The following is an 18,768-nucleotide window of genomic DNA, read 5'->3' on the forward strand; positions in this document are numbered from 1 at the left end:
GAAATGCCGGAGACAACCCAGAGATGACCCCAACCGCCGCCCCCATGGCGTCCGCCCACACCCCGGTCGTAACCGAACTGACCGTGGTGCCCGTGGCCGGGCATGACAGCATGCTGATGAACCTGTCCGGCGCCCATGGCCCGTACTTCACGCGCAATATCGTGATCGTGCGCGACAGCGCCGGCCAAACCGGCGTGGGCGAGGTCCCGGGCGGCGAGGGCATCCGCCAGACGCTGGAAGACGCGCGGCCGCTGCTGGTGGGCCAGCCCATCGGCCAGTACCAGGCCATCCTGAACCGCGTGCGCGCGGCATTCGCCAGCCGCGATGCCGGCGGCCGCGGCCTGCAGACCTTTGACCTGCGCATCACCATCCATGCGGTGACGGCACTGGAGGCGGCCCTGCTCGACCTGCTCGGCCAGCACCTGGAGGTGCCCGTGGCCGCGCTGCTCGGCGAAGGCCAGCAGCGCGACGCGGTGGAGATGCTGGGTTACCTCTTCTATATCGGCGACCGCCAGCGCACCACGCTGGACTACCGCACCGAGCCCGATGCCGACAACGCGTGGTTCCGCCTGCGCAATGAAGTGGCGATGACCCCCGCGGGCGTGGTGCGCCTGGCCGAAGCCGCTTATGAGCGCTACGGCTTCAACGACTTCAAGCTCAAGGGCGGCGTGCTGAGCGGCGACGAAGAGATGGAAGCGATCCTGGCGCTGGCCGAACGCTTCCCGAAGGCGCGCATCACGCTGGACCCAAACGGCGCCTGGTCGCTGGCAGAAGCCGTGCGCCTGTGCCGCGACAAGCGCGGCGTGCTGGCCTATGCCGAAGACCCGTGCGGTGCCGAAGACGGCTACTCCGGGCGCGAGATCATGGCCGAGTTCCGCACTGCCACCGGCCTGCCCACCGCCACCAACATGATCGCCACTGACTGGCGCCAGATGGGGCATGCGGTGCGGCTGCAGTCGGTCGACATCCCGCTGGCCGACCCGCACTTCTGGACCATGCAGGGCTCGGTGCGCGTGGCGCAGATGTGCGCGGAGTGGGGCCTGACCTGGGGCTCGCACTCGAACAACCACTTCGATATCTCGCTGGCGATGTTCACCCACGTGGCCGCCGCCGCACCGGGGCGCGTCACCGCCATCGACACGCACTGGATCTGGCAGGACGGCGAGAACCTGACCCGCAACCCGCTGCAGATCGAAGGCGGCCTGGTTCAGGTGCCCAAGACGCCGGGCCTGGGCGTGGAGCTCGACATGGATGCCCTGGCGCGCGCGCACGCGCTGTACCAGCGCAAGGGCCTGGGCGCACGCGACGATGCCGCGGCGATGCAGTTCCTGATCCCGGGCTGGAAGTTCAACAACAAGGCGCCCTGCATGGTGCGCTGACGCGGTACCGGCAATGACGCCAACCGGCCGTTGCCGTTATCGGGACGGCCGGGCTCATCTGATAAAGACACACTGCAGGAGACAACGATGTACACGTTCCAACGCCAGCCCGCCCTGCGCCTGCACCACTGGCTGCGCGCCTTTGCGCTCGGCTCTGTCGTCACGGTGGCGGCCCTGACCGTCAGCGCCGCCGCCTACGCCGCGCCACAGGACTGGCCGCAACGCCCGGTATCGGTCGTGGTGCCGTTCCCGCCGGGCGGCTCCAGCGACGCCATCGCGCGCATGCTGACCGTGCCGCTCAATGAAAAGCTGGGCCAGCCCTTCGTCATCGACAACCGCCCCGGCGCGACCGGCGCCATCGGCGCCACCTTCGTCAAGCGCGCGCCGGCGGACGGCTACACCATGATGGTGGCGTCGATCGGCGTGTATGCGGTGAACCCGTTCCTGCAGAAGAACCTGGCCTATGACCCGGCCAGGGATTTCGACCTGCTGACGGTGGCGGTGCGCGCGCCCAACGTGCTGGTGGCCAATCCGCAGTTCCCGGCCAACACGCTGCAGGAACTGGTGGCCTACATGAAGAAGAACCCGGGCAAGGTCAGCTTTGCCTCGTCCGGCGCGGGCTCGTCCGATCACCTGACCGCGGCGCTGTTCTGGCAGAAGAGCGCCACCGACGGCCTGCACGTGCCCTACAAGGGCGGCGGCCCGGCCATCTCCGACCTGCTTGCCGGCCAGGTCGACGTGTCGTTCCAGAACGTCAACGCCGTGCTGCAGCACATCCGCACCGGCAAGCTCAAGGCCATGGCGGTGACCTCCGACAAGCGCTCGCCGGTGCTGCCCAATGTGCCGACCATGGCCGAGGCCGGCGTGAAGGATGTGGAGGTGTACTCCTGGCAGGGCGTGGCCGCGCCGCGCGGCCTGCCGCCCGAGGTGAAGAGCCGCCTGCACGGCGCGCTGGTGTCGTCGCTGAACGACCCGAAGATGCGCCAGAAGCTGTCCGAGAACGGCTTCGAGGTGGTGGCCAACACGCCTGAGCAGTTCAGCCAGTTCGAGGCGCAGGAGCTGCAGCGCTGGAAGACCGTGATCGAGAAGGGCAAGATCGCGCTGGACTGAAGCCATCCCACTGAACCCGGACACTGCAGCACCGACCGCGCCGGCCATGCACGCATAGCGTGCCGCGCCGGCGCGCGCGTCATCGACAGGAGACAACAGCATGACCCAGGGACGCCGCACCTTCCTCAAGCAATCCTCCGCACTGGCCGCCGGCCTGGCCGCCGGCCCGCTCGCGGGCCTGTCATCGGCGGCGCACGCCGCGCAAGACTGGCCCACCCGCCCGATCCGCCTGGTGGTGCCATACACCGCCGGCGGCTCGTCGGACATCATCGCGCGCCTGATTAGCAAGCAGCTGGGCGAAGCGCTGGGCCAGTCAGTGGTGGTGGACAACCGCCCCGGCGCCAACGGCAACGTCGGCGCGGCACTGGTCGCGCAGGCCACCGACAACCACACGCTGATGCTGTGCGATATCGGCGCGCTGGCGATCAGCCCGTCGGTCTATACCAAGCTGACCTTCAATATCGCCAAGGACCTCAAGCCGGTGTCGATGCTGGCCTACTCGCCGCACCTGCTGGTGGTGCATCCGTCGGTGCAGGCGGCCAGCGTGAAGGAACTGGTGGCGCTGTCGCAGCGCAGCCAGCTCAACTTCGCCGTGACCGCCATCGGCAGCGCGCCGCACCTGGCCGGCGTGGCGGTGGAGCAGGCCACCGGCGCCAAGTGGCAATACGTACCCTACAAAGGCGGCTCGCAGGCCATTGCCGATACCGTGGGCGGCAGCGCCCAGGTGCTGATGAACGGCATGCTGGCCACGCTGCCGCACGTGCAGTCGGGCAAGCTAAAGCTGATCGCCCAGTCCAAGCGCACGCGCATGCCGCTGCTGCAGAACGTGCCGACCATCGCCGAGCAGGGCGTGCCGAATTTCGAATCCGGAACGTGGCAGGGGGTGATGGTCCCGGCCAGCATGTCCGATGCGATGGTGGCGCGCATCAGCGGCGAGTTGATCCGCATCATCCGCGCGCCGGATCTGCGCGCGCAGCTGGTGGCCCAGGGGGCGGAGGTGGTGACGATGACGCCGGGGGAGACTGGGAAGTTCTTTGTTGCCGAGCAGACGCGATGGGCGGGGGTGGTGAAGCAGGCGGGGATCAAGCTGGAGGCTTGAGTGGGAGCTAGCGGACCGCAGCAGGTTCTTCACAGATTTGCGGGTGTGGCTGGTTTTGGCTTGGTGCCATGCGCTCGGGTGTCGCTCTTGACTAGCGTGGGCTGTTTCGCCGGCGTAGCCGGCGAGTCACTTTTTGTCCGAGCGACAAAAAGTAACCAAAAAACGCGTCGCCTATGCGGCTGGCAATCAATTCCACGGCGTTGGTGGTTCGCACGGTGGTGCTTGCCGTTTGGGCGTGGTTGCTCGTTCGACCCTGCTACGCCATGTGAGTCAGGGATAGTGCCTGCGTTAGCCCACTATTGAACGATCCCCATGCGGGGCGTAGGCCGCCTGCTGCAAACGGCATCGCGGGGACGCCTACGGCTGCTGCGCGGGCTCAAAATGCGCTGACGGTCATCGGGCGCTTGCGCGAAGCGCAGCCCACGCCCGCCAAGAACAACACCCGACCGCATGGCGGCCAATCCAAAGCAGCCCCGTTCGCCAAGGGCTCCCCTAATCTAGCGAAGTCCCCAATAAGAAAAGGCCCCGCGTACTGCGGGGCCTGCGGGATTAACCCTTCACCGCTTCCGGCAACAACGCCTGCGGCAAGTTCTGATAACAAACCGGCCGCAAGAACCGGTCAATCGCCGTCGCCCCCACTGAAGTCGAACGCGCATCCGAAGTCGCCGGGAACGGCCCGCCATGCACCATCGCATAGGCAACCTCAACCCCAGTCGGATAGCCATTGCACAGCACCCGCCCGGCTTTGCGTTCCAGCACCGGCAGCAGGCGCCGCGCGGCCGCGTGGTCGGCATCGTCGAGCTGCATCGTCGCCGTCAGCTGGCCCTCAAGCTGCCGCGCCACCGTCAGCATCTCGTCGAGATCGCGGCACACCACCAGCACCGTCGACGGCCCGAACACCTCGGCCTGCATCCGGTGATCCGCCATGAACTGCGCCGCGGTGGTCTCGAACATCACCGGCCGCGCCTGGTTGGCCCCGTTGCCGTCGACGCCGTCGCCAATGCGTTGCAGACCGTCGAGCGACGACAGCTGCGCCACGCCTTGCTCAAAGGCGGCATGGATGCCGGGCGTCAGCATGGTCGCTGCCGGCTTGCCTTGCAGCGCGCCGAGCGCCGCTGCGCGGAACTTGTCGAGCGCGGGGCCTTCAATGCCGATCACCAGCCCGGGGTTGGTACAGAACTGGCCGACGCCCATCACCAGCGAATCCACCAGCTGGCGGCCGATTTCCTCGCCGCGTGCATCGAGTGCCGCCGGCAGCAGGAACACCGGATTGATGCTGCTCATCTCCGCATACACCGGAATCGGCTGCGGGCGGCGCTGGGCAGCCTGCATCAGCGCCAGGCCGCCGGCGCGCGAGCCGGTGAAGCCCACCGCCTGGATTGCCGGATGCGAGACCAGTGCCGTGCCGATGGCATTGCCCGCCCCGACCAGCAGCGAGAACACGCCTTCGGGCAGGCCCGCGTCCTGCACGGCCTTCTGGATCACGCGTCCCACCAGTTCCGACGTGCCCAGGTGCGCCGGGTGTGCCTTGACCACGACCGGGCAGCCCGCGGCCAGTGCCGAGGCGGTGTCGCCGCCGGCCACGGAGAAGGCCAGCGGGAAGTTGCTGGCGCCGAACACCGCCACCGGGCCGATGGCGATGCACTGCATGCGCAGGTCCGGGCGCGGCGGGTTGCGCTCGGGCAGCGCGGCGTCGAAGGTGGCCTGCTGCCAGCGGCCTTCGCGCAGCACGGTGGCGAACAGGCGCAGCTGGCCGGCGGTGCGGCCGCGCTCGCCCTGCAGGCGCGCGATCGGCAGCGCGCTTTCCAGGTGGGCGCGTTCGGTCAGCGTGTCGCCCAGCGCTTCGATGCCGGTGGCGATGGCTTCGAGCAAGGCCGCGCGCTGCTCTGGCGTGGTGTTGCGGTAGGTGTCGAAAGCGGCTTCAGCCAGCGCACAGGCGCGCTCGACCTCGGCCTGGCCGCCGCCATGGAAGTCAGGGCCCAGGGCTTCGCCGGTGGTGGGATTGATGGCCTGCAGCAGGGCTTCGGTGCCGCGCACGGCTTGCGCGCCGATCAGCATGTCGCCGGTGATGTGCATGGAAGGATTCCTTGTCAGCGTTTGAATGGGAAAGCCGGCCGGAGGGCATATGCCCCGCGGCCGGCCTGTCGCTATGCAGTGCGAGGACGGGCTTACGTTGGCGATTACTGCGGGCCGAGCTTGTTGACCAGCGTGCCCAGCATCTCCATCTCCTCGCCGGTCAGGTCGGTCAGCGGCGCGCGTACCGGGCCGCCGTCGCGGCCGACCAGGCGGGCGCCGGCCTTGACGATGCTCACGGCATAGCCGGCCTTGCGGTTGCGGATGGCCAGGTAGGGCAGGAAGAAGTTGTCGAGCAGGCGGCCCACGGTGTCGTGGTCATCCGCGGCGATGGCGCGGTAGAAGTCCATCGCGGTCTTGGGGATGAAGTTGAACACGGCCGACGAATACACCGGCACGCCCAGCGCCTTGTAGGCCGCGGCATAGACCTCGGCCGTGGGCAGACCGCCGAGGTAAGAGAAGCGGTCGCCCAGCTTGCGGCGGATGCTGACCATGGCCTCGATGTCGCCCACGCCGTCCTTGAAGCCGACCAGGTTGGGGCAGCGCTCGGCCAGGCGTGCCAGCTGCGTCGCATCCAGCTTCGAGTTGGCGCGGTTGTAGACGATCACGCCGATGTCCACCGACTTGCAGACCTGCTCCACGTGCGCGGCAATGCCGTCCTGGCTGGCTTCAGTCAGGTAGTGCGGCAGCAGCAGCACGCCGGCCGCGCCCAGGCGCTGGGCTTCCTGCGCGTAGGCGATGGCGGTGCGGGTCGGGCCGCCGGCGCCGGCCAGGATCGGCACCATGCCGGCGCAGGTGCGCACAGCCGTGTCGACCACGGCCGAGTAGTCCTGCGGCGTCAGCGAGAAGAACTCGCCGGTGCCGCCCGCAGCGAACAGCGCGGTGGCGCCGTAAGGGGCCAGCCACTCCAGCCGCGCGGCGTAGGCGTGCGGCGCGAAGTCGCCCTGGGCGTCGAAGTCGGTGATGGGGAAGGACAGCAGGCCTTCAGAGACGATTTTCTTGAGTTCGTTGGGTGCGAGCATCGCGGCAATCCTGAGCGGGCCAGTGGCCCCGGGTGGCAGTGGCGGCTGACTGCGACGGCGCAGGTCATCCGAGTTATCAGTCATCGTACGACAAGGTTTTAGCGAAGGCAATAGAGCAGGCGATCATTCGGGGTTAACCGGGATGGGGCCGGCGTTTCCGCTGGAGAGCCTTGCGGGCGCCAAAAAAACGACAGGAACGCGCAGTCAGGGGCACTTCATGCCTGCGATGGCGGCGGTCGTACTGTGGTGAGGCCCGGTGAGGCTGGAATGTGATGTTGTAGGACAACGTAGGTCAGGCGGCTCCCTGCCGGCGCGCCGTCCACTCAGGAAATTTGAAACACCGATGCAAAGCTGCCGGTGCACGGGTCCCCGGCGACTGGCACACTGGCAACCTGGACTGACGGGGAGAACATGGTGGGAGAGTTACAGGCCTTGCTGGAGAATCACGGGCTGATGCTGGTGTTCCTGAACGTGCTGGTCGAGCAGGCCGGGCTGCCGGTGCCCGCGTACCCGATGCTGTTCGTCGCCGGCGCGCTGGGCGTGCAGGACACCGGGCCGTCGATCGGCGCGGTGCTGGCGGCGGTGATCTTTGCCTGCCTGATTGCCGATACCGGCTGGTACTTCGCCGGACGCCGGCTGGGGCAGCCGATGCTGCGCACGATCTGCCGGGTATCGATTTCGCAGGACTCGTGCATCCGCCAGACCCAATCGCTCTATCTGCGCGTGGGGCCGCGCTCGCTGGTGATTGCCAAGCTGCTGCCCGGTGCCGGGGCCTTGTCCACCGCGATGGCGGGCATGACGGGCACGCCGTTGCCGGTGTTCCTCTTCTATGACGCCATCGGCGCGCTGGTCTGGGCTGGCAGCGCCTTGCTGATCGGCGTGGTGTTCAGTGATTTCATCGATGCCATCCTGGAGGCGTTCAGCGCCTACGGGCATATGGCCGTGGTGGGGCTGTTGGTGGCGTTCGCGCTGTTCCTGGCGTGGCGCTGGTGGCGCCGCCTCCGGCTGCTGCGCCGCACGCGGCGCGTGCCGCGCATGACGGTGGATGAGCTGGAAGCGCGCCGGCTCGCCGGCAGCCTGCCGGTGGTGATCGACGTGCGCGCCCACGGCGACACGCCGATGGAGCGCATCCCCGGCTCGGTGGTGCTCGACATGCAGGGCGCGCTGGACAGCCTGGACGCGCTGGGCGTGCCGCACGCCGGGGCCGACATCGTGGTCTATTGCGCCTGCCCCAATGAACTGTCCGCCGCGCTGCTGGCCGAGCGCCTGCGCGTGGCCGGCTACCCGAAGACCTGGGCCCTGGCCGGCGGCTTCGACGAATGGAAGCGGCGCCACGGCGGCACCGCGCCGACCGAGGCGGCCAACCAGCCAGGGCCGGCCGAAGCCGCCTGAACCTGCCAGGCCGTCGGCGCTGCGCTCAGCGCTTGCCCGCGGTCTGGAAGACCGACAGGTCCGGGTAGACCGCGCGGATCTTCTCCCACTCGGCGGCATTGAAGAACTGGCACTTGCCGGCGCCGAAGCGCTTGGACACCTCCACGCAGAAGCGCACGGCTTCAGCGATGTCGATTTCATGGTTGGCCGAGGTCGCGCTGCCCGACACCACCGACTGCGCCGTCACCGCCACGCCGACCACCGGCGCCTGGGTGGCCACGTGCGGCTGCATGATGCTGTTGAAGTGGTACAGGCCGTTGTGGTACGGCGTGATGTCCTGCTGCGAGATCGGGAAGGTCACCGCCGGGCAGCCGGTGGTGGACTCCATGGTCGCCACCAGGTCTGGCGCCACGCGCAGGATGTAGCCCTGCATCGCCGTCGGCGAAATCGCAAAGCCGCGGTGCTTGATGATGCTGTTGCCCTTGGAGGCATCGATCGACAGGATCGCGTCCATCTCGGGCAGCACCTGGTAGTCGTTCATGGTGTCGGACGAGACCGGCATGCCCATGAACGGCACCGGGTCGTGCGGCTGCATCGAGACATTGGTCGACAGGTGCGTGGTCACGATCACGTCGCCCACCAAGTGGTCGCCGCGCGCCTTCATCTGCGCCAGCTTGAGCGCCACCGCCAGGCAGCCGATCGGACCGTCGGCGTCAGACACCAGCCCCACCAGTTCCGGGCGCGCGCCGATCGCGCCGTTGCGGCCGATCACGCCCAGCGTCGGCGCACTGCCGCCGCTACGCTTGCCCGTGGCGCCGGGGATCACGATGGTGATGAAGTCGGTGGTGTTGGCAGTGTTCTCGGGCGGGGCGTTGTGGACCGTGGTCACTTCCACGCTCACGCCGGCGCCGGCATAGGGCACGAACAGTTCGCTGACGACCGCACCGTTGGCGTGCGGGCTGTCCAGGGCTTCATGAATGACCAGCGTCTGCTGCAGGGCCATGGCTTTCTCCAAATGATGTGCCCTGCCCGCGCGGCGCGGGCAGGGCGTCTACAAAAAGTCAGAACTGGTGGCGCAGGCCGACCATCATCGTGGTCTGGCTGTCGCGCCCGTCCAGCGGCTTGCCGCTGCCGCCGGTCCAGCTGGTGGTGTTGTTGCCGAACAGGCCCGACCAGTCACCGTGCACACGGTCGTAGGCCAGCGCCAGGTAGGCATCGGTGCGCTTGCTGAAGGCGTAGTCGGCGACTGCGTAGGCAGTGGTGCGGTTGCCGCTGAAGCCGTCGGCGCGGGTGCGGTTGTGCATCACGCTGCCGATCAGCGTGACGTTGCCGGTGACCGGGTAGCTCGCGCCCAGCGTGAAGAAGTCGTCGTGGCGGCTGCCGCCGAAGACCGAGCTGATGGCGGCGCGGTTGGTCGGCGTGGCGGCGGTGGACATGCTGGTGATCGTGGCCGTGTCGGTGCCGCCCTTGGAAGAATCGAAGCCCGCGTCGCGGTCGCTGTGGATGTAGTTGGCGAACAGGCTGGCGCGGCCCACCGCGGCCTTCAGGCCGGCCAGGTAGATGCTCGCGGCGCGGCTCTGGCTGTCGCGGGTCTGCTGGAAGTCGCCCACTGCGGCGATGGGGCCGGCGGCGTACCTCACGCCGAACGACATCGACGAGGTCGCGCGGGTGTTGCCCGCGGTTTCGCCCAGCGCGTATTCGGCGATCACCGAAACCGGGCCGAAGTTGCCGGTGTAGCTGACGGCGTTGTCGTAGCGCTGGCCGGTCAGGTAGACCATCCACGCATTGGACGGCGCCGCGCCCACGCCGAGCGGGTCGACGTAGTACAGCATGGTGTTGGCGGTGGTGTACTGCCGGCCCAGCGCCAGCTCGCCCCACTGGTTGCCGATCTTCACATACGCCTGGCGCCCGAACAGCTGCCCCTGCTGGTCCAGCTTGCCGGTGTCGGCCAGCAGGCCGTTTTCCAGCACGAAGCCGGCCTTCAGGCCGCCGCCCAGGTCTTCAATGCCGCGCAGGCCGAAGCGGCTGCCCGACAGGAAACCTTCGCCACCTTGCTGCAGCCCGATCTGGGCATCGCCCGCCGGGTTCGAATGGGACTGGTAGGTCAGCGCGGTGTCAATCACGCCGTACAGCGTCACCCCGGACTGGGCCATCGCGGCGGCCGGTAGGCCCAGCAGCAACGGCAGTGCCAGGCGGCCCGCGTGGCGAGTGGTGTGGCTCATCTTGTTTTCTCCTCCAGAAGGCAAAGGGGGGCCCGCGCGGGCGGCACGGCGCGGCCCGCGAGGCGGCTTTCTCTTTGTTGTGCCCGGGACCGGCCCGGGTCAGTGCGTCAGCGGATCAGGGCAGTGCCGCCGGCTCAGGCAGCAAAGCCCGGCCAGTCCGGCATCCCGGCCGGACCGGTGATCTGCGACAGCGGGAACGTCTCGCCTTCGCGAATCGTTTCGGCCTTGCCTTCGGCCGGGAACCACAGCGCATGGCGCTCGCCCAGCACAGTGCCGCGCGTGCCGTCCGAGAACAGTGCCGAACCCTCCGGCAGCGCAAACACCTGCTCCGGCGCGTTGATGTGCAGGAACTCGGCCAGGCGCTCTTCGCGGCTTTCGCCGTTGTGGCCGGCGGGCTTGCCGCTGATGAAGTGCGGGTTGATCTGGAACGGCACCAGCCCCAGCGCGCGCAGCGACGGCGGCTGCACGATGGGCATGTCGTTGGTGGTGCGGATGGTCGGGCAGGCGGCGTTGCTGCCGGCGCTCCAGCCGACGTACGGCATGCCCGCGCGCACCCTGGCGCGGATCGCGTCGACGATGCCGGCGTCGTACATGCGCTTGAGCAGCGCAAAGGTGTTGCCGCCGCCGACCGCGATGGCCTCGGCCTGCTCTACGGCGCGCAGCGGATCGGCGCTGTGGTGGATCGATTCCAGCGCGTAGCCCAGCGTCTCGAACACCGGCTTGACCATGCCTTCATAGGTGTCGAAGCTGAACGTCACGCCGGCGAACGGAACGAACAGCACCTTGCGCGGCTCGCGCCTGAGCAGCGTGTGGATCTGCTCGCCGGCGTGCTCGAGGTAGCCGTGGTTGTCCTTGCGCGAGCTGCTCATCAGGAGGATGCGTTGGGTCATGTCTTGGTTTCCGTCAGGAGAGTCTGGTGAAGTTCAATGCGGGATCAGGCGATCGCGGCGCGGATCAGCGCGGCCACGCGGTCGATCTCTTCATGCGTGTTGAAGTAATGCAGCGAGACGCGGGCCATGGTGGACACGCCGTAGCGCGCCAGGATGGCGTCGGCCATGAAGTTGCCGGCTTCGATGATGCATTGCTGCGCTTCCAGCGCTGCGACGATGCGTGCCGGGTCCACGCCGCGCACATTGAACGGCACGATGCCGATGCGGTTGGCCAAGTCGGCCGGACCGTACAGCTCGAAGCCCGGGATCGACGCGAACTTTGCCACCGCATACCCGGTCAGGTCGCGCACGCGCGCTTCGATGGCGTCGATGCCGATGGCGGCGGCGTAGTCGATGGCGGTGCCTATGCCGAGGATCGCCGGCACGATCGGGCAGCCAGCCTCGAAGCGCCTGGCACCAGCCACCAGCGACAGCGCGCCGGTGGCGCGGTCATAGGCGCCGTTCCACCAGCCCACCAGGGCGGGCTCGACCTGCTCGATCAGCGCGCGGCGCACATACAGGAAGCCCGAGCCCTCGGTCGCGCGCAGCGCCTTGCGGCCGCAGCCAGCCAGGAAATCGCAGCCCAGCTCGGCCACATCCGAGCGCAGCATGCCCACGCTCTGCGCCGCATTGACCAGCGACAGCACGCCGTGGCGGCGCGCCACCGCGCAGATCTGCTTGGCCGGCTGCACCGCACCCGTCGAATTGGGCAGGTGCGAGAAGGTGAGCAGGCGCGTGCGCGGGGTCACGGCGCCCTCGAACGCCTCGGGCGAAAGCAGCCCTTCGGCATTGGCCGCGACCATCTTCACGACGATGCCGTGCGATTGCTCCAGCCGGCGCCAGGGCAGCAGGTTGCTCAGCATCTCGGTGTCGGCCACCAGCACTTCGTCACCGGCCTCCCAGGCGATGCCGCGCGCGACGATCGAGATGCTCTCCGTGGCGTTCTTGGTGAAGGCGACTTCGTCGGCGGCGCAGTTGAGCAGCCCGGCCAGCTTGCCGCGCACCGCTTCCACGCGCGTATAGGTCTCTTTGCGGAAGGCTGGCAGGTAGATGCCGACATGGCCGGTATCGAGCAGGTAGCTGCGCACGGTATCGAGCACCGCGTCGGGCGGCAACGAGGCCGCGGCGGTGTCGAGATAGATGGTGGAGGCCGTCAGCGGGGTGTCGGCGCGGATGGCCTGGATGGCTTGGATATCCATGGAACGTCTCGGGTAATGACAGGCGGGACGCGGCGGCCGCGCCCCGAGGTAAGACTCAGTTGCGCACTTACTTGCGCAGCTTGGTGACGGAGCCGAAGAAGCTGAACAGCGCGTCGCCGGCAATCACGCCGCCGGCGAAGGCGCTCATCTCGGCCACGTGCTTGTCGCCGCGCAGGCGCTGCAGCACGAAGCGGATCGCCAGGCCGGCCAGCACGGCCCAGCCGGCCAGCGGCGAGGCAATCAGCATGCCGGTGGAGAGCAGGATGCCAAGCTGGCGCCTGGAGCCGCCGATCAGCTGCAGCAGCGCGCCGGGGATGGCCCAGATCACCAGGTTGCGGGCAATTTCCGCCGACGAGCCCGCCTTGATCGAAGCCGCGTAGACGCGGTCCACCGGCGGGATCATGTTCTGCGCGAAGAAGGTGCGGTGGAACACCAGCACCACCACCGCGGCCACGGCAAAGCCGATCATCGCGGCCAGGAACTGCTGCTTGCGCCCGGCCAACTCGGCCTCCATGTCGCGGCCTTCGCCACGCAGCAGGTAGCCGGTCTTGAGGTCGTAGCCCATGTCGGCAAAGGCCGGGCCGGTGGCGGCGGAGAAGCCCACCAGCACCGCCAGCGCCGTCGGCGGGAAGCCGATCAGGATGCCGATGGTCAGCGTGATCAGCGCCACCGCGAAGGCCGGGAACCAGCCCGAATGCATTGCCGCGATGCCGACGATCAGCTCATGCACATAGGCGGCAAAGGCGGCATACAGCACGAACACCACCAGCATGCCCAGCGACATGTCAGAGACATGGCCGGCCAGCACCGAGATCAGCAGCGCAATCGCCAGGTAGATCAGGAAGCCGCCCGACAGGATGCGGCTCGCGCGCGAGGCCGGGACTTCGATGGTGCGTGCGTCAGCGGCCGGGGCGTAGCGCGCGCGGCGGATTTCATTGGCGACCTGGAACAGCGCGACGATGCCGGCGCCGATCATCAGGCCGTGCGGGATATAGGCCTTGGCGATGTCGATGCCGGTCAGCGCCACCGAATAGCCACGCACCAGCAGGCCGATGCCGAACATGGTCAGTGCCGCCAGGTTGCCCAGGAAGGCCGCGCCGAACGCGGACATCGGCACGCCCAGCCAGGCGCCGCCCACACCCACGGCAATGCCCAGGCCCAGGAACGCGGCCTTGCGTCCGCCGCGGTCGCCGGCCCAGATGGCCTCTGCCGTGGCGATGCCGGCCGGCCAAGTGCCGGTGGCGGGGAAGATCCTGCTGCCGAACAGGAAGTACAGCATCGCGCCGTCGACGAACATGGCGATCACCGCGCCGATCAGCATCGGCGTGGCCAGCTCCGGCATGCCCATCGCGTATGGCACGCCGATCGGGATCATCAGCGAGTTGGCGGCGCCGAAGGTGGCCGACGAGATTGCCGTCTGCACCAGGTTCTGCCGCTCCAGCACGCGGAAGCGCCGCGTGATCTCCAGCGGGATGCGCGAGAACACGATCGCGATCAGCGCGCCGATGATCGAGGTGTTGGCCGAGATCCCCAGCGACACGATCAGCTGCATCCCGATCATGGCGCCGAATACCGACAGCCCCACGGAGACCAGCAGCAGCAAGGGCTCCATGAAGCGTGTCCGTGTTGCAGGCTGCGCCGCCATCGGCGCGTTCAGTTGTGTTGGCATGGTCATGTTGTCCACCGCTCCCCGTAGTGTTGTCTGGTTTTGTCTGTTGTGTGTGATGCCTTGCGTGCGCTCAGCGCATGAAACCCGCCACCGGTCCGATGGTGTTGCGCGTGGTGCGCAGCGCCTCCAGCAAGCGCGGCACCGCCTCAGGCGTCAGGCGCTGCAGCGGGCCGGCGATGGCCAGCGATCCCACCACCGCCTGGGTGTCGCGGTGGCGCAGCGGCAGCGCCAGCCCGGCCACCGTGGCGGCGGATTCCTCGCAGGTGTAGGCCCAGCCGTCGGCGCGGATCTGATCCAGCCGTGCTTCCAGTTCTGGCGCGTCGCCCGCTACCTGGCGCCGGAACGCTTCCGGCTGGAATGCCAGGATGGCCTTGGCGTGCGCGCCCGCGTCCAGCGCGAAGCGCTGGCCCACTTCGATCGAAAAGCGCAGCTGGTGCTGGCTCTGGGCGATATCCGTGCACAAGCCCTCGCCACCGTCCAGCCACGACAGGAACACGGTCTCGCCGCATTCGCGCGCCAGCGCTTCCAGCGCGGGCTGCACCACCTCGGCCGGCGAAAGTGTCTTGCGAATCACTTGTCCCAGCTCGAACCAGCGCAACCCTAGGCCGTAGCGGCCAAGCGCGTCCTGCACCAGGAAGCCATTGCCGGCAAAGGTCGCCAGCACGCGATGCACCACGGCGTGGTGCACGCCGCTGTGGCGCGCCAGTTCGCGCACGCCCCAGCTGGGCTGGCGGGCGGTGAAATGGGTCAACAGCGCCAGGGCGCCGTCCAGGGTCTTGAGCATGGTGAGTGGTTGCGTCAACTGCTTGTGTCTCTATATAAGAGACGCCGTCTCTGATACAGAGAAATGCTAGGCTTCGGCCAGGCTCTCAACAATCAGGGTTAACGCGGGGCCGGCTGGCCGCGCCGGGCGAATGCCGGCGCCGGCAACGGCGGAGCGCCGCCGCCTATACTTGGCGCAGACCGACTGCTACCGGGAGGGCGCGCATGGCCGCGGAACACCACGGAACCGGCGGATCTGGCGACGAGGCCACCCGCATCGCCCAGCGCCGCCGCCAGCTCGGCATTGCGCCGCGCGCCGACGATGGCCAGCGCAACTGGGCCCTGGCGCTGTCCGGCGGCGGCATCCGCAGCGCCACCTTCTGCCTGGGCGTGATGCAGGCAATGGCGGGCACCGCGATGCCCGCCAAGGCGGCAGCGCCGGCCCCCGCGCCGGAGGCCGCGACGCCGGCGGCCGCCACCGCCGCCGCGGCGCAGACCGTGCCGGGCCTGGCCTCGCTGCTGGCGCAGTTCGACTACCTGTCCACCGTCAGCGGCGGCGGCTACCTCGGCGCCTTCTTCGTCAGCCTGTTCGTGCCCGGCCGCCTGCACCGCGGCGCAGGCCCGGTCCAGGCCGCCACCGACGCCTATCACACGCTGCAATGCGAGCCGCCGGGGCGCATCCATACCTCGGTGTCCTACGCCGCCGACCCCGGCCGCGGCGCGGTCGCATGGCTGCGCGAGAACGGCCGCTACCTGTCGCCCACCGGCGCCGGCGACAACCTCTATGCCGCCGCGCTGGTGGTGCGCAACTGGCTGGCCATGCATTTCGTGATCGGCAGCGCGCTGCTGGTGCTGCTGGCTGCGCTGGCGCTCGGGCAACACATTGCGGTGGGGGTTTCCTACGGGTTGGGGCGCCATGAGATGGACCTGCTGCACGACGCGCGGCAGGCCTACAACCAGGGCGAATGCGCGATCTGGTGGAGCACGCTGCTGTGGCTGCCGCTGGCCACCGCGCTGGCTGGCGCGGTGCCGCCCGGGCTGGCCTACTGGCTGATCTACCCGCGCGCCAACGATCCGCAGGCGACGGCCCGCTTCCTGAGCCCCGCGCCGCTGCTTGCCACGCTGCTGGGCCTGATGCTGCTGGCCGCGGCGCGCTGGTCGGAATGGCTCGGTTCGGGGCTGGTCATCGGCAAGCTCTTTGCCGCGCTGGGCGTGCTGACGTTGCTGGGCGTGCTGTGGTGCCTGGCGCTGCTGCAGGGCGAGCCGCGCACCGTGGCCGCCTACCGCGTGCGTGCCACGCGCGCACTGCGTGGCGCGCTGACGCTGACCCTGTGGCTGGCGGCGCTGGGCATTGCCGACACCATCGCACGCACCGATTACCTGTTTGCCCACCAGGCCCACCACCAGTGGGGCGCGGCGCTGCCCGCAACCGTGCTGGGCGTGCTGGTCTGGCTCGTGCGCTACGGTTCGCGCTGGCGCGATGCCGGCCGCCAGGGCAGCACCGACACGCCATGGCGCGCGCTGTGTGCCCGGCTGCCGGTATCGCTGCTGGCGGGCGCGGTGGCGGCCGTGCTGGCCCTGCTGTTGTTCGTGCTGTGGTCGTGGCTGGTGCTGTGGGTGCGCTGGGACGGGCGCGAGCCGGTCGACTGGCTGGTGTTCGGCAACGCCTATACCGGCCCGGCGCTGGCCATGCTGACCGTGGTGAGCCTGGCGCTGGCGCTGGTGGTGGGGCGCTTCGCGGGCTTCCTGAACCTGTCGACGCTGCAGCCGTTCTATGCGGCGCGGCTCACCCGCGCGTACCTGGGGGCGTCCAACGGTGAGCGCTTTGCGCCGCCCGATCCGACGACCGACCAGGACGGCAGCCAGGGCGCCCGCTTCAGCGTGGCCGAGCCCGTGCCCGGCGACCAGCTCAGCCTGAACACCTACTACGATCCGCGCGTGCTGGCGCCGCTGCACCTGATCAACGTCACGCTGAATCTCACCGTCGACCCGGCCGAGCAACTGGTGCAGCGCGACCGCAAGGGCAAGCCGCTGTGCCTGGCGCCCGGCCCCTGCGTGGCGCAGTCCGGCGTGGCGGCGGCGATCCCGCCGGACGCCTACGCGCGCTTTACCATCGACGGCCGGGGTTGCTGCCCCGACGTTTCATGGCCGTCGTCGGGCAAACTGGCCGAATCGCGCACGGTGGGAGATTGGATGGCGATCTCCGGCGCGGCCGTCTCCACCAGGCTGGGGCGCGCGACCACGCTGGGCACATCCATGCTGCTTGGCCTGGCGAACCTGCGGCTGGGCATATGGTGGCCGTCGTATCCGGCCAGCCACGCACGCGAAGGCGGGCGCCGGGGCCGCGCCAGGCGCCATCCGGAACGCGCCACGCATCCGTGGCTGGCCGCGGGCATCGCGCTGTTCCGCACGCAGTACTACCTGGGTTGCGAACTGAGCGCGCGCTTCCATGGCACGCGGCGCGGCTGGCAATTTCTGTCCGATGGCGGGCATTTCGACAACACCGGCGTGTACGAGTTGCTGCGCCCGGGCCGCGATGTCTCGCTGATCGTGCTGTGTGATTGCGGGGGCGACCCCGACTACCGCTTCGGCGACCTGGCCAACCTGATCCGGCTGGCGCGCATCGACCATGGGCTGGAGATCGTGGTCGATACCGAGGCTGCCACCACGCACCCGGTGCTGAGCCGGGTCTTCGGCGTACCGGATGATTTCATGCCGGGCGCGCCGACCGGCGACAAATGCGCGGTGCTGCTCAACGTCTTTCGCACCGGCCCGGAGTGCGGGGCGCCACGCGCACGCACCTGCCGCATCGTGCTGCTCAAGCCGCGGCTGGTGTCATGGGCGCCGGCCGACGTGCGCCACTACGGCGCGACCCATCCCGCGTTTCCGCAGGAGGCCACCGGCGACCAGTTCTTCGATGAGGCGCAATGGGAGAGCTATCGCGCGCTGGGCCATGCGATCGGCCAGCGCGTGCTGGGCGGGGCCGTGGGCAAGGCCCTGCTGGTGTGAGGAGACTGCGCGTCAGCGCACGAAGCCGATGACGTCTTCCAGCCGGCCGCTGGCATCGCGCAGCGCCTCCAGCAGGCGCGGTACCGCGGCTTCGTCCAGCCGCTGCTGCGGCCCGGCGATGGCGACCGAGCCCACCACCGCACTGCGGTCGCGCGACCACAGCGGCAACGCTAGGCCGGCCACGCTGGCGGCGGCTTCCTCGCGCGTATGGGCCCAGCCGCGCTCGCGCACCTCGGCCAGCTGCTGCTCGATGCGCTCGCGGTCCAGCGTCGTGTGGGGGGCCATTCGCGCCAGCCCCTGGCGGTAGACCTCATCGCGAAAGGCATCGTCCTGGAAGGCCAGCATGGCCTTGGCATGCGCGCCCGCATAGAGCGGGAAGCGCTCGCCCAGCTCGATCGAAAAGCGCAGCTGGTGCTGGCTCTGCACCAGTCCCACGCACAGGCCCTCATGGCCATCGAGCCAGGACAGGAACACGGTCTCGCCGCTTTGCGCGGCGAGCTTTTCCAGCACCGGGCGCACGATCTCGTCGGCCGAGAAGCTCTTGCGCACCACCTGTCCCAGCTCGAACAACCGCAGTCCCAGCGAATACTTGCCGGTGGCCGCGTCCTGCACCAGGAAGCCGTTGGCGGCAAACGTGGCCAGCACGCGGTGTACCACCGCGTAGTGCACGCCGCTGTGCTTGGCCAGCTCGCGCACGCCCCAGGTCGGCTGGCGCACGGTGAAGTGGGTCAGCAGCGCCAGCGCACCGTCCAGTGTCTTGAGTGTCATCGCTTGTTCCTTCGCATCGGGCTGCATGGTACGGGCAAGCGCGGCGCGACTCAATCTTTCGTGCCCCGACTATACCCACGCCGCCCGAAGGGCCGCGATCAGGCCCCCAGCACGATCGCGCCGGGGTCACTAAGATAGCGAGCCATATGCATTGCC

The 18,768-nt window shown here is 68.9% G+C and carries 14 protein-coding genes; 5 read left to right on the plus strand and 9 right to left on the minus strand.

Annotated features, from left to right (window positions below):
• The first annotated feature begins 23 nt into the window (after nucleotides 1–23).
• The 3 genes from gudD (at nucleotide 24) to AC3WL8_RS17155 (ending at nucleotide 3,588) form a co-directional block, all read left to right on the plus strand.
• Nucleotides 24–1,379: a glucarate dehydratase gene (gene gudD / locus AC3WL8_RS17145; protein WP_211979528.1), complete on the plus strand. Its 1,356-nt coding sequence runs from the start codon at nucleotides 24–26 to the stop codon at nucleotides 1,377–1,379.
• An 87-nt stretch (nucleotides 1,380–1,466) separates the two neighbouring features.
• Nucleotides 1,467–2,489, plus strand: coding sequence for a Bug family tripartite tricarboxylate transporter substrate binding protein (locus AC3WL8_RS17150; protein ID WP_013951833.1), 1,023 nt, complete (start codon nucleotides 1,467–1,469; stop codon nucleotides 2,487–2,489).
• A 100-nt stretch (nucleotides 2,490–2,589) separates the two neighbouring features.
• Nucleotides 2,590–3,588, plus strand: a complete 999-nt coding sequence (locus tag AC3WL8_RS17155) for a Bug family tripartite tricarboxylate transporter substrate binding protein (RefSeq protein ID WP_492378481.1) — start codon at nucleotides 2,590–2,592, stop codon at nucleotides 3,586–3,588.
• A 549-nt stretch (nucleotides 3,589–4,137) separates the two neighbouring features.
• Here the strand turns inward: AC3WL8_RS17155 and AC3WL8_RS17160 are convergent.
• Together AC3WL8_RS17160 and kdgD are read right to left on the minus strand one after the other, a co-directional pair.
• A complete protein-coding gene (locus AC3WL8_RS17160; protein ID WP_153956454.1) occupies nucleotides 4,138–5,664 on the minus strand; it encodes an aldehyde dehydrogenase (NADP(+)) in 1,527 nt (508 codons plus the stop codon).
• A 104-nt stretch (nucleotides 5,665–5,768) separates the two neighbouring features.
• Nucleotides 5,769–6,683: a 5-dehydro-4-deoxyglucarate dehydratase gene (kdgD, locus tag AC3WL8_RS17165; RefSeq protein WP_492378482.1), complete on the minus strand. Its 915-nt coding sequence runs from the start codon at nucleotides 6,681–6,683 to the stop codon at nucleotides 5,769–5,771.
• Nucleotides 6,684–7,094: 411 nt separating this feature from the next.
• Between kdgD and AC3WL8_RS17170 the strand changes: the two genes are divergently transcribed.
• Nucleotides 7,095–8,075: a DedA family protein/thiosulfate sulfurtransferase GlpE gene (locus AC3WL8_RS17170; protein ID WP_013951837.1), complete on the plus strand. Its 981-nt coding sequence runs from the start codon at nucleotides 7,095–7,097 to the stop codon at nucleotides 8,073–8,075.
• A gap of 25 nt (nucleotides 8,076–8,100) precedes the next feature.
• Here the strand turns inward: AC3WL8_RS17170 and AC3WL8_RS17175 are convergent, their stop codons facing one another.
• The 6 genes from AC3WL8_RS17175 to AC3WL8_RS17200 form a co-directional block, all read right to left on the minus strand.
• Nucleotides 8,101–9,057 (minus strand): DUF1177 domain-containing protein, encoded by a 957-nt coding sequence (locus AC3WL8_RS17175; RefSeq protein ID WP_153956453.1) that lies wholly within the window; start codon nucleotides 9,055–9,057, stop codon nucleotides 8,101–8,103.
• 58 nt (nucleotides 9,058–9,115) lie between these two features.
• Nucleotides 9,116–10,276, minus strand: a complete 1,161-nt coding sequence (locus AC3WL8_RS17180; protein WP_153956452.1) for a porin — start codon at nucleotides 10,274–10,276, stop codon at nucleotides 9,116–9,118.
• Between the two features lie 134 nt (nucleotides 10,277–10,410).
• The gene (gene pepE, locus AC3WL8_RS17185; RefSeq protein ID WP_013951840.1) at nucleotides 10,411–11,166 is read right to left on the minus strand and encodes a dipeptidase PepE; all 756 of its coding nucleotides are present in this window, start codon (nucleotides 11,164–11,166) and stop codon (nucleotides 10,411–10,413) included.
• A 44-nt stretch (nucleotides 11,167–11,210) separates the two neighbouring features.
• On the minus strand, nucleotides 11,211–12,404 hold the full coding sequence (locus tag AC3WL8_RS17190; protein WP_492378483.1) for an aminotransferase class V-fold PLP-dependent enzyme: 1,194 nt from the start codon (nucleotides 12,402–12,404) through the stop codon (nucleotides 11,211–11,213).
• Between the two features lie 67 nt (nucleotides 12,405–12,471).
• Nucleotides 12,472–14,079 (minus strand): OPT/YSL family transporter, encoded by a 1,608-nt coding sequence (locus AC3WL8_RS17195; RefSeq protein WP_153956450.1) that lies wholly within the window; start codon nucleotides 14,077–14,079, stop codon nucleotides 12,472–12,474.
• 64 nt (nucleotides 14,080–14,143) lie between these two features.
• Complete coding sequence (locus tag AC3WL8_RS17200) at nucleotides 14,144–14,857, minus strand: IclR family transcriptional regulator (RefSeq protein ID WP_211982233.1); 714 nt, start codon at nucleotides 14,855–14,857, stop codon at nucleotides 14,144–14,146.
• A gap of 203 nt (nucleotides 14,858–15,060) precedes the next feature.
• On the opposite strand from AC3WL8_RS17200, the gene AC3WL8_RS17205 reads away from it, so the two are divergent.
• Nucleotides 15,061–17,844 carry a hypothetical protein gene (locus tag AC3WL8_RS17205; protein ID WP_492378484.1) on the plus strand — a complete coding sequence of 928 codons (2,784 nt, stop codon included), beginning with the start codon at nucleotides 15,061–15,063 and terminating at the stop codon, nucleotides 17,842–17,844.
• Between the two features lie 12 nt (nucleotides 17,845–17,856).
• On the opposite strand, the gene AC3WL8_RS17210 is transcribed toward AC3WL8_RS17205, so the two are convergent.
• Complete coding sequence (locus AC3WL8_RS17210) at nucleotides 17,857–18,612, minus strand: IclR family transcriptional regulator (RefSeq protein WP_492378485.1); 756 nt, start codon at nucleotides 18,610–18,612, stop codon at nucleotides 17,857–17,859.
• Nucleotides 18,613–18,768 lie beyond the last annotated feature (156 nt).

This window comes from Cupriavidus sp. FW305-F7 (assembly GCF_058782875.1).

Coding starts and splice junctions, on each gene's coding strand:
- gudD (WP_211979528.1), top strand. CDS start 24: ATGACCCCAACCGCCGCCCCCATGGCGTCCGCCCACACCCCGGTCGTA.
- AC3WL8_RS17150 (WP_013951833.1), top strand. CDS start 1,467: ATGTACACGTTCCAACGCCAGCCCGCCCTGCGCCTGCACCACTGGCTG.
- AC3WL8_RS17155 (WP_492378481.1), top strand. CDS start 2,590: ATGACCCAGGGACGCCGCACCTTCCTCAAGCAATCCTCCGCACTGGCC.
- AC3WL8_RS17160 (WP_153956454.1), bottom strand. CDS start 5,664: ATGCACATCACCGGCGACATGCTGATCGGCGCGCAAGCCGTGCGCGGC.
- kdgD (WP_492378482.1), bottom strand. CDS start 6,683: ATGCTCGCACCCAACGAACTCAAGAAAATCGTCTCTGAAGGCCTGCTG.
- AC3WL8_RS17170 (WP_013951837.1), top strand. CDS start 7,095: ATGGTGGGAGAGTTACAGGCCTTGCTGGAGAATCACGGGCTGATGCTG.
- AC3WL8_RS17175 (WP_153956453.1), bottom strand. CDS start 9,057: ATGGCCCTGCAGCAGACGCTGGTCATTCATGAAGCCCTGGACAGCCCG.
- AC3WL8_RS17180 (WP_153956452.1), bottom strand. CDS start 10,276: ATGAGCCACACCACTCGCCACGCGGGCCGCCTGGCACTGCCGTTGCTG.
- pepE (WP_013951840.1), bottom strand. CDS start 11,166: ATGACCCAACGCATCCTCCTGATGAGCAGCTCGCGCAAGGACAACCAC.
- AC3WL8_RS17190 (WP_492378483.1), bottom strand. CDS start 12,404: ATGGATATCCAAGCCATCCAGGCCATCCGCGCCGACACCCCGCTGACG.
- AC3WL8_RS17195 (WP_153956450.1), bottom strand. CDS start 14,079: ATGACCATGCCAACACAACTGAACGCGCCGATGGCGGCGCAGCCTGCA.
- AC3WL8_RS17200 (WP_211982233.1), bottom strand. CDS start 14,857: ATGCTCAAGACCCTGGACGGCGCCCTGGCGCTGTTGACCCATTTCACC.
- AC3WL8_RS17205 (WP_492378484.1), top strand. CDS start 15,061: ATGGCCGCGGAACACCACGGAACCGGCGGATCTGGCGACGAGGCCACC.
- AC3WL8_RS17210 (WP_492378485.1), bottom strand. CDS start 18,612: ATGACACTCAAGACACTGGACGGTGCGCTGGCGCTGCTGACCCACTTC.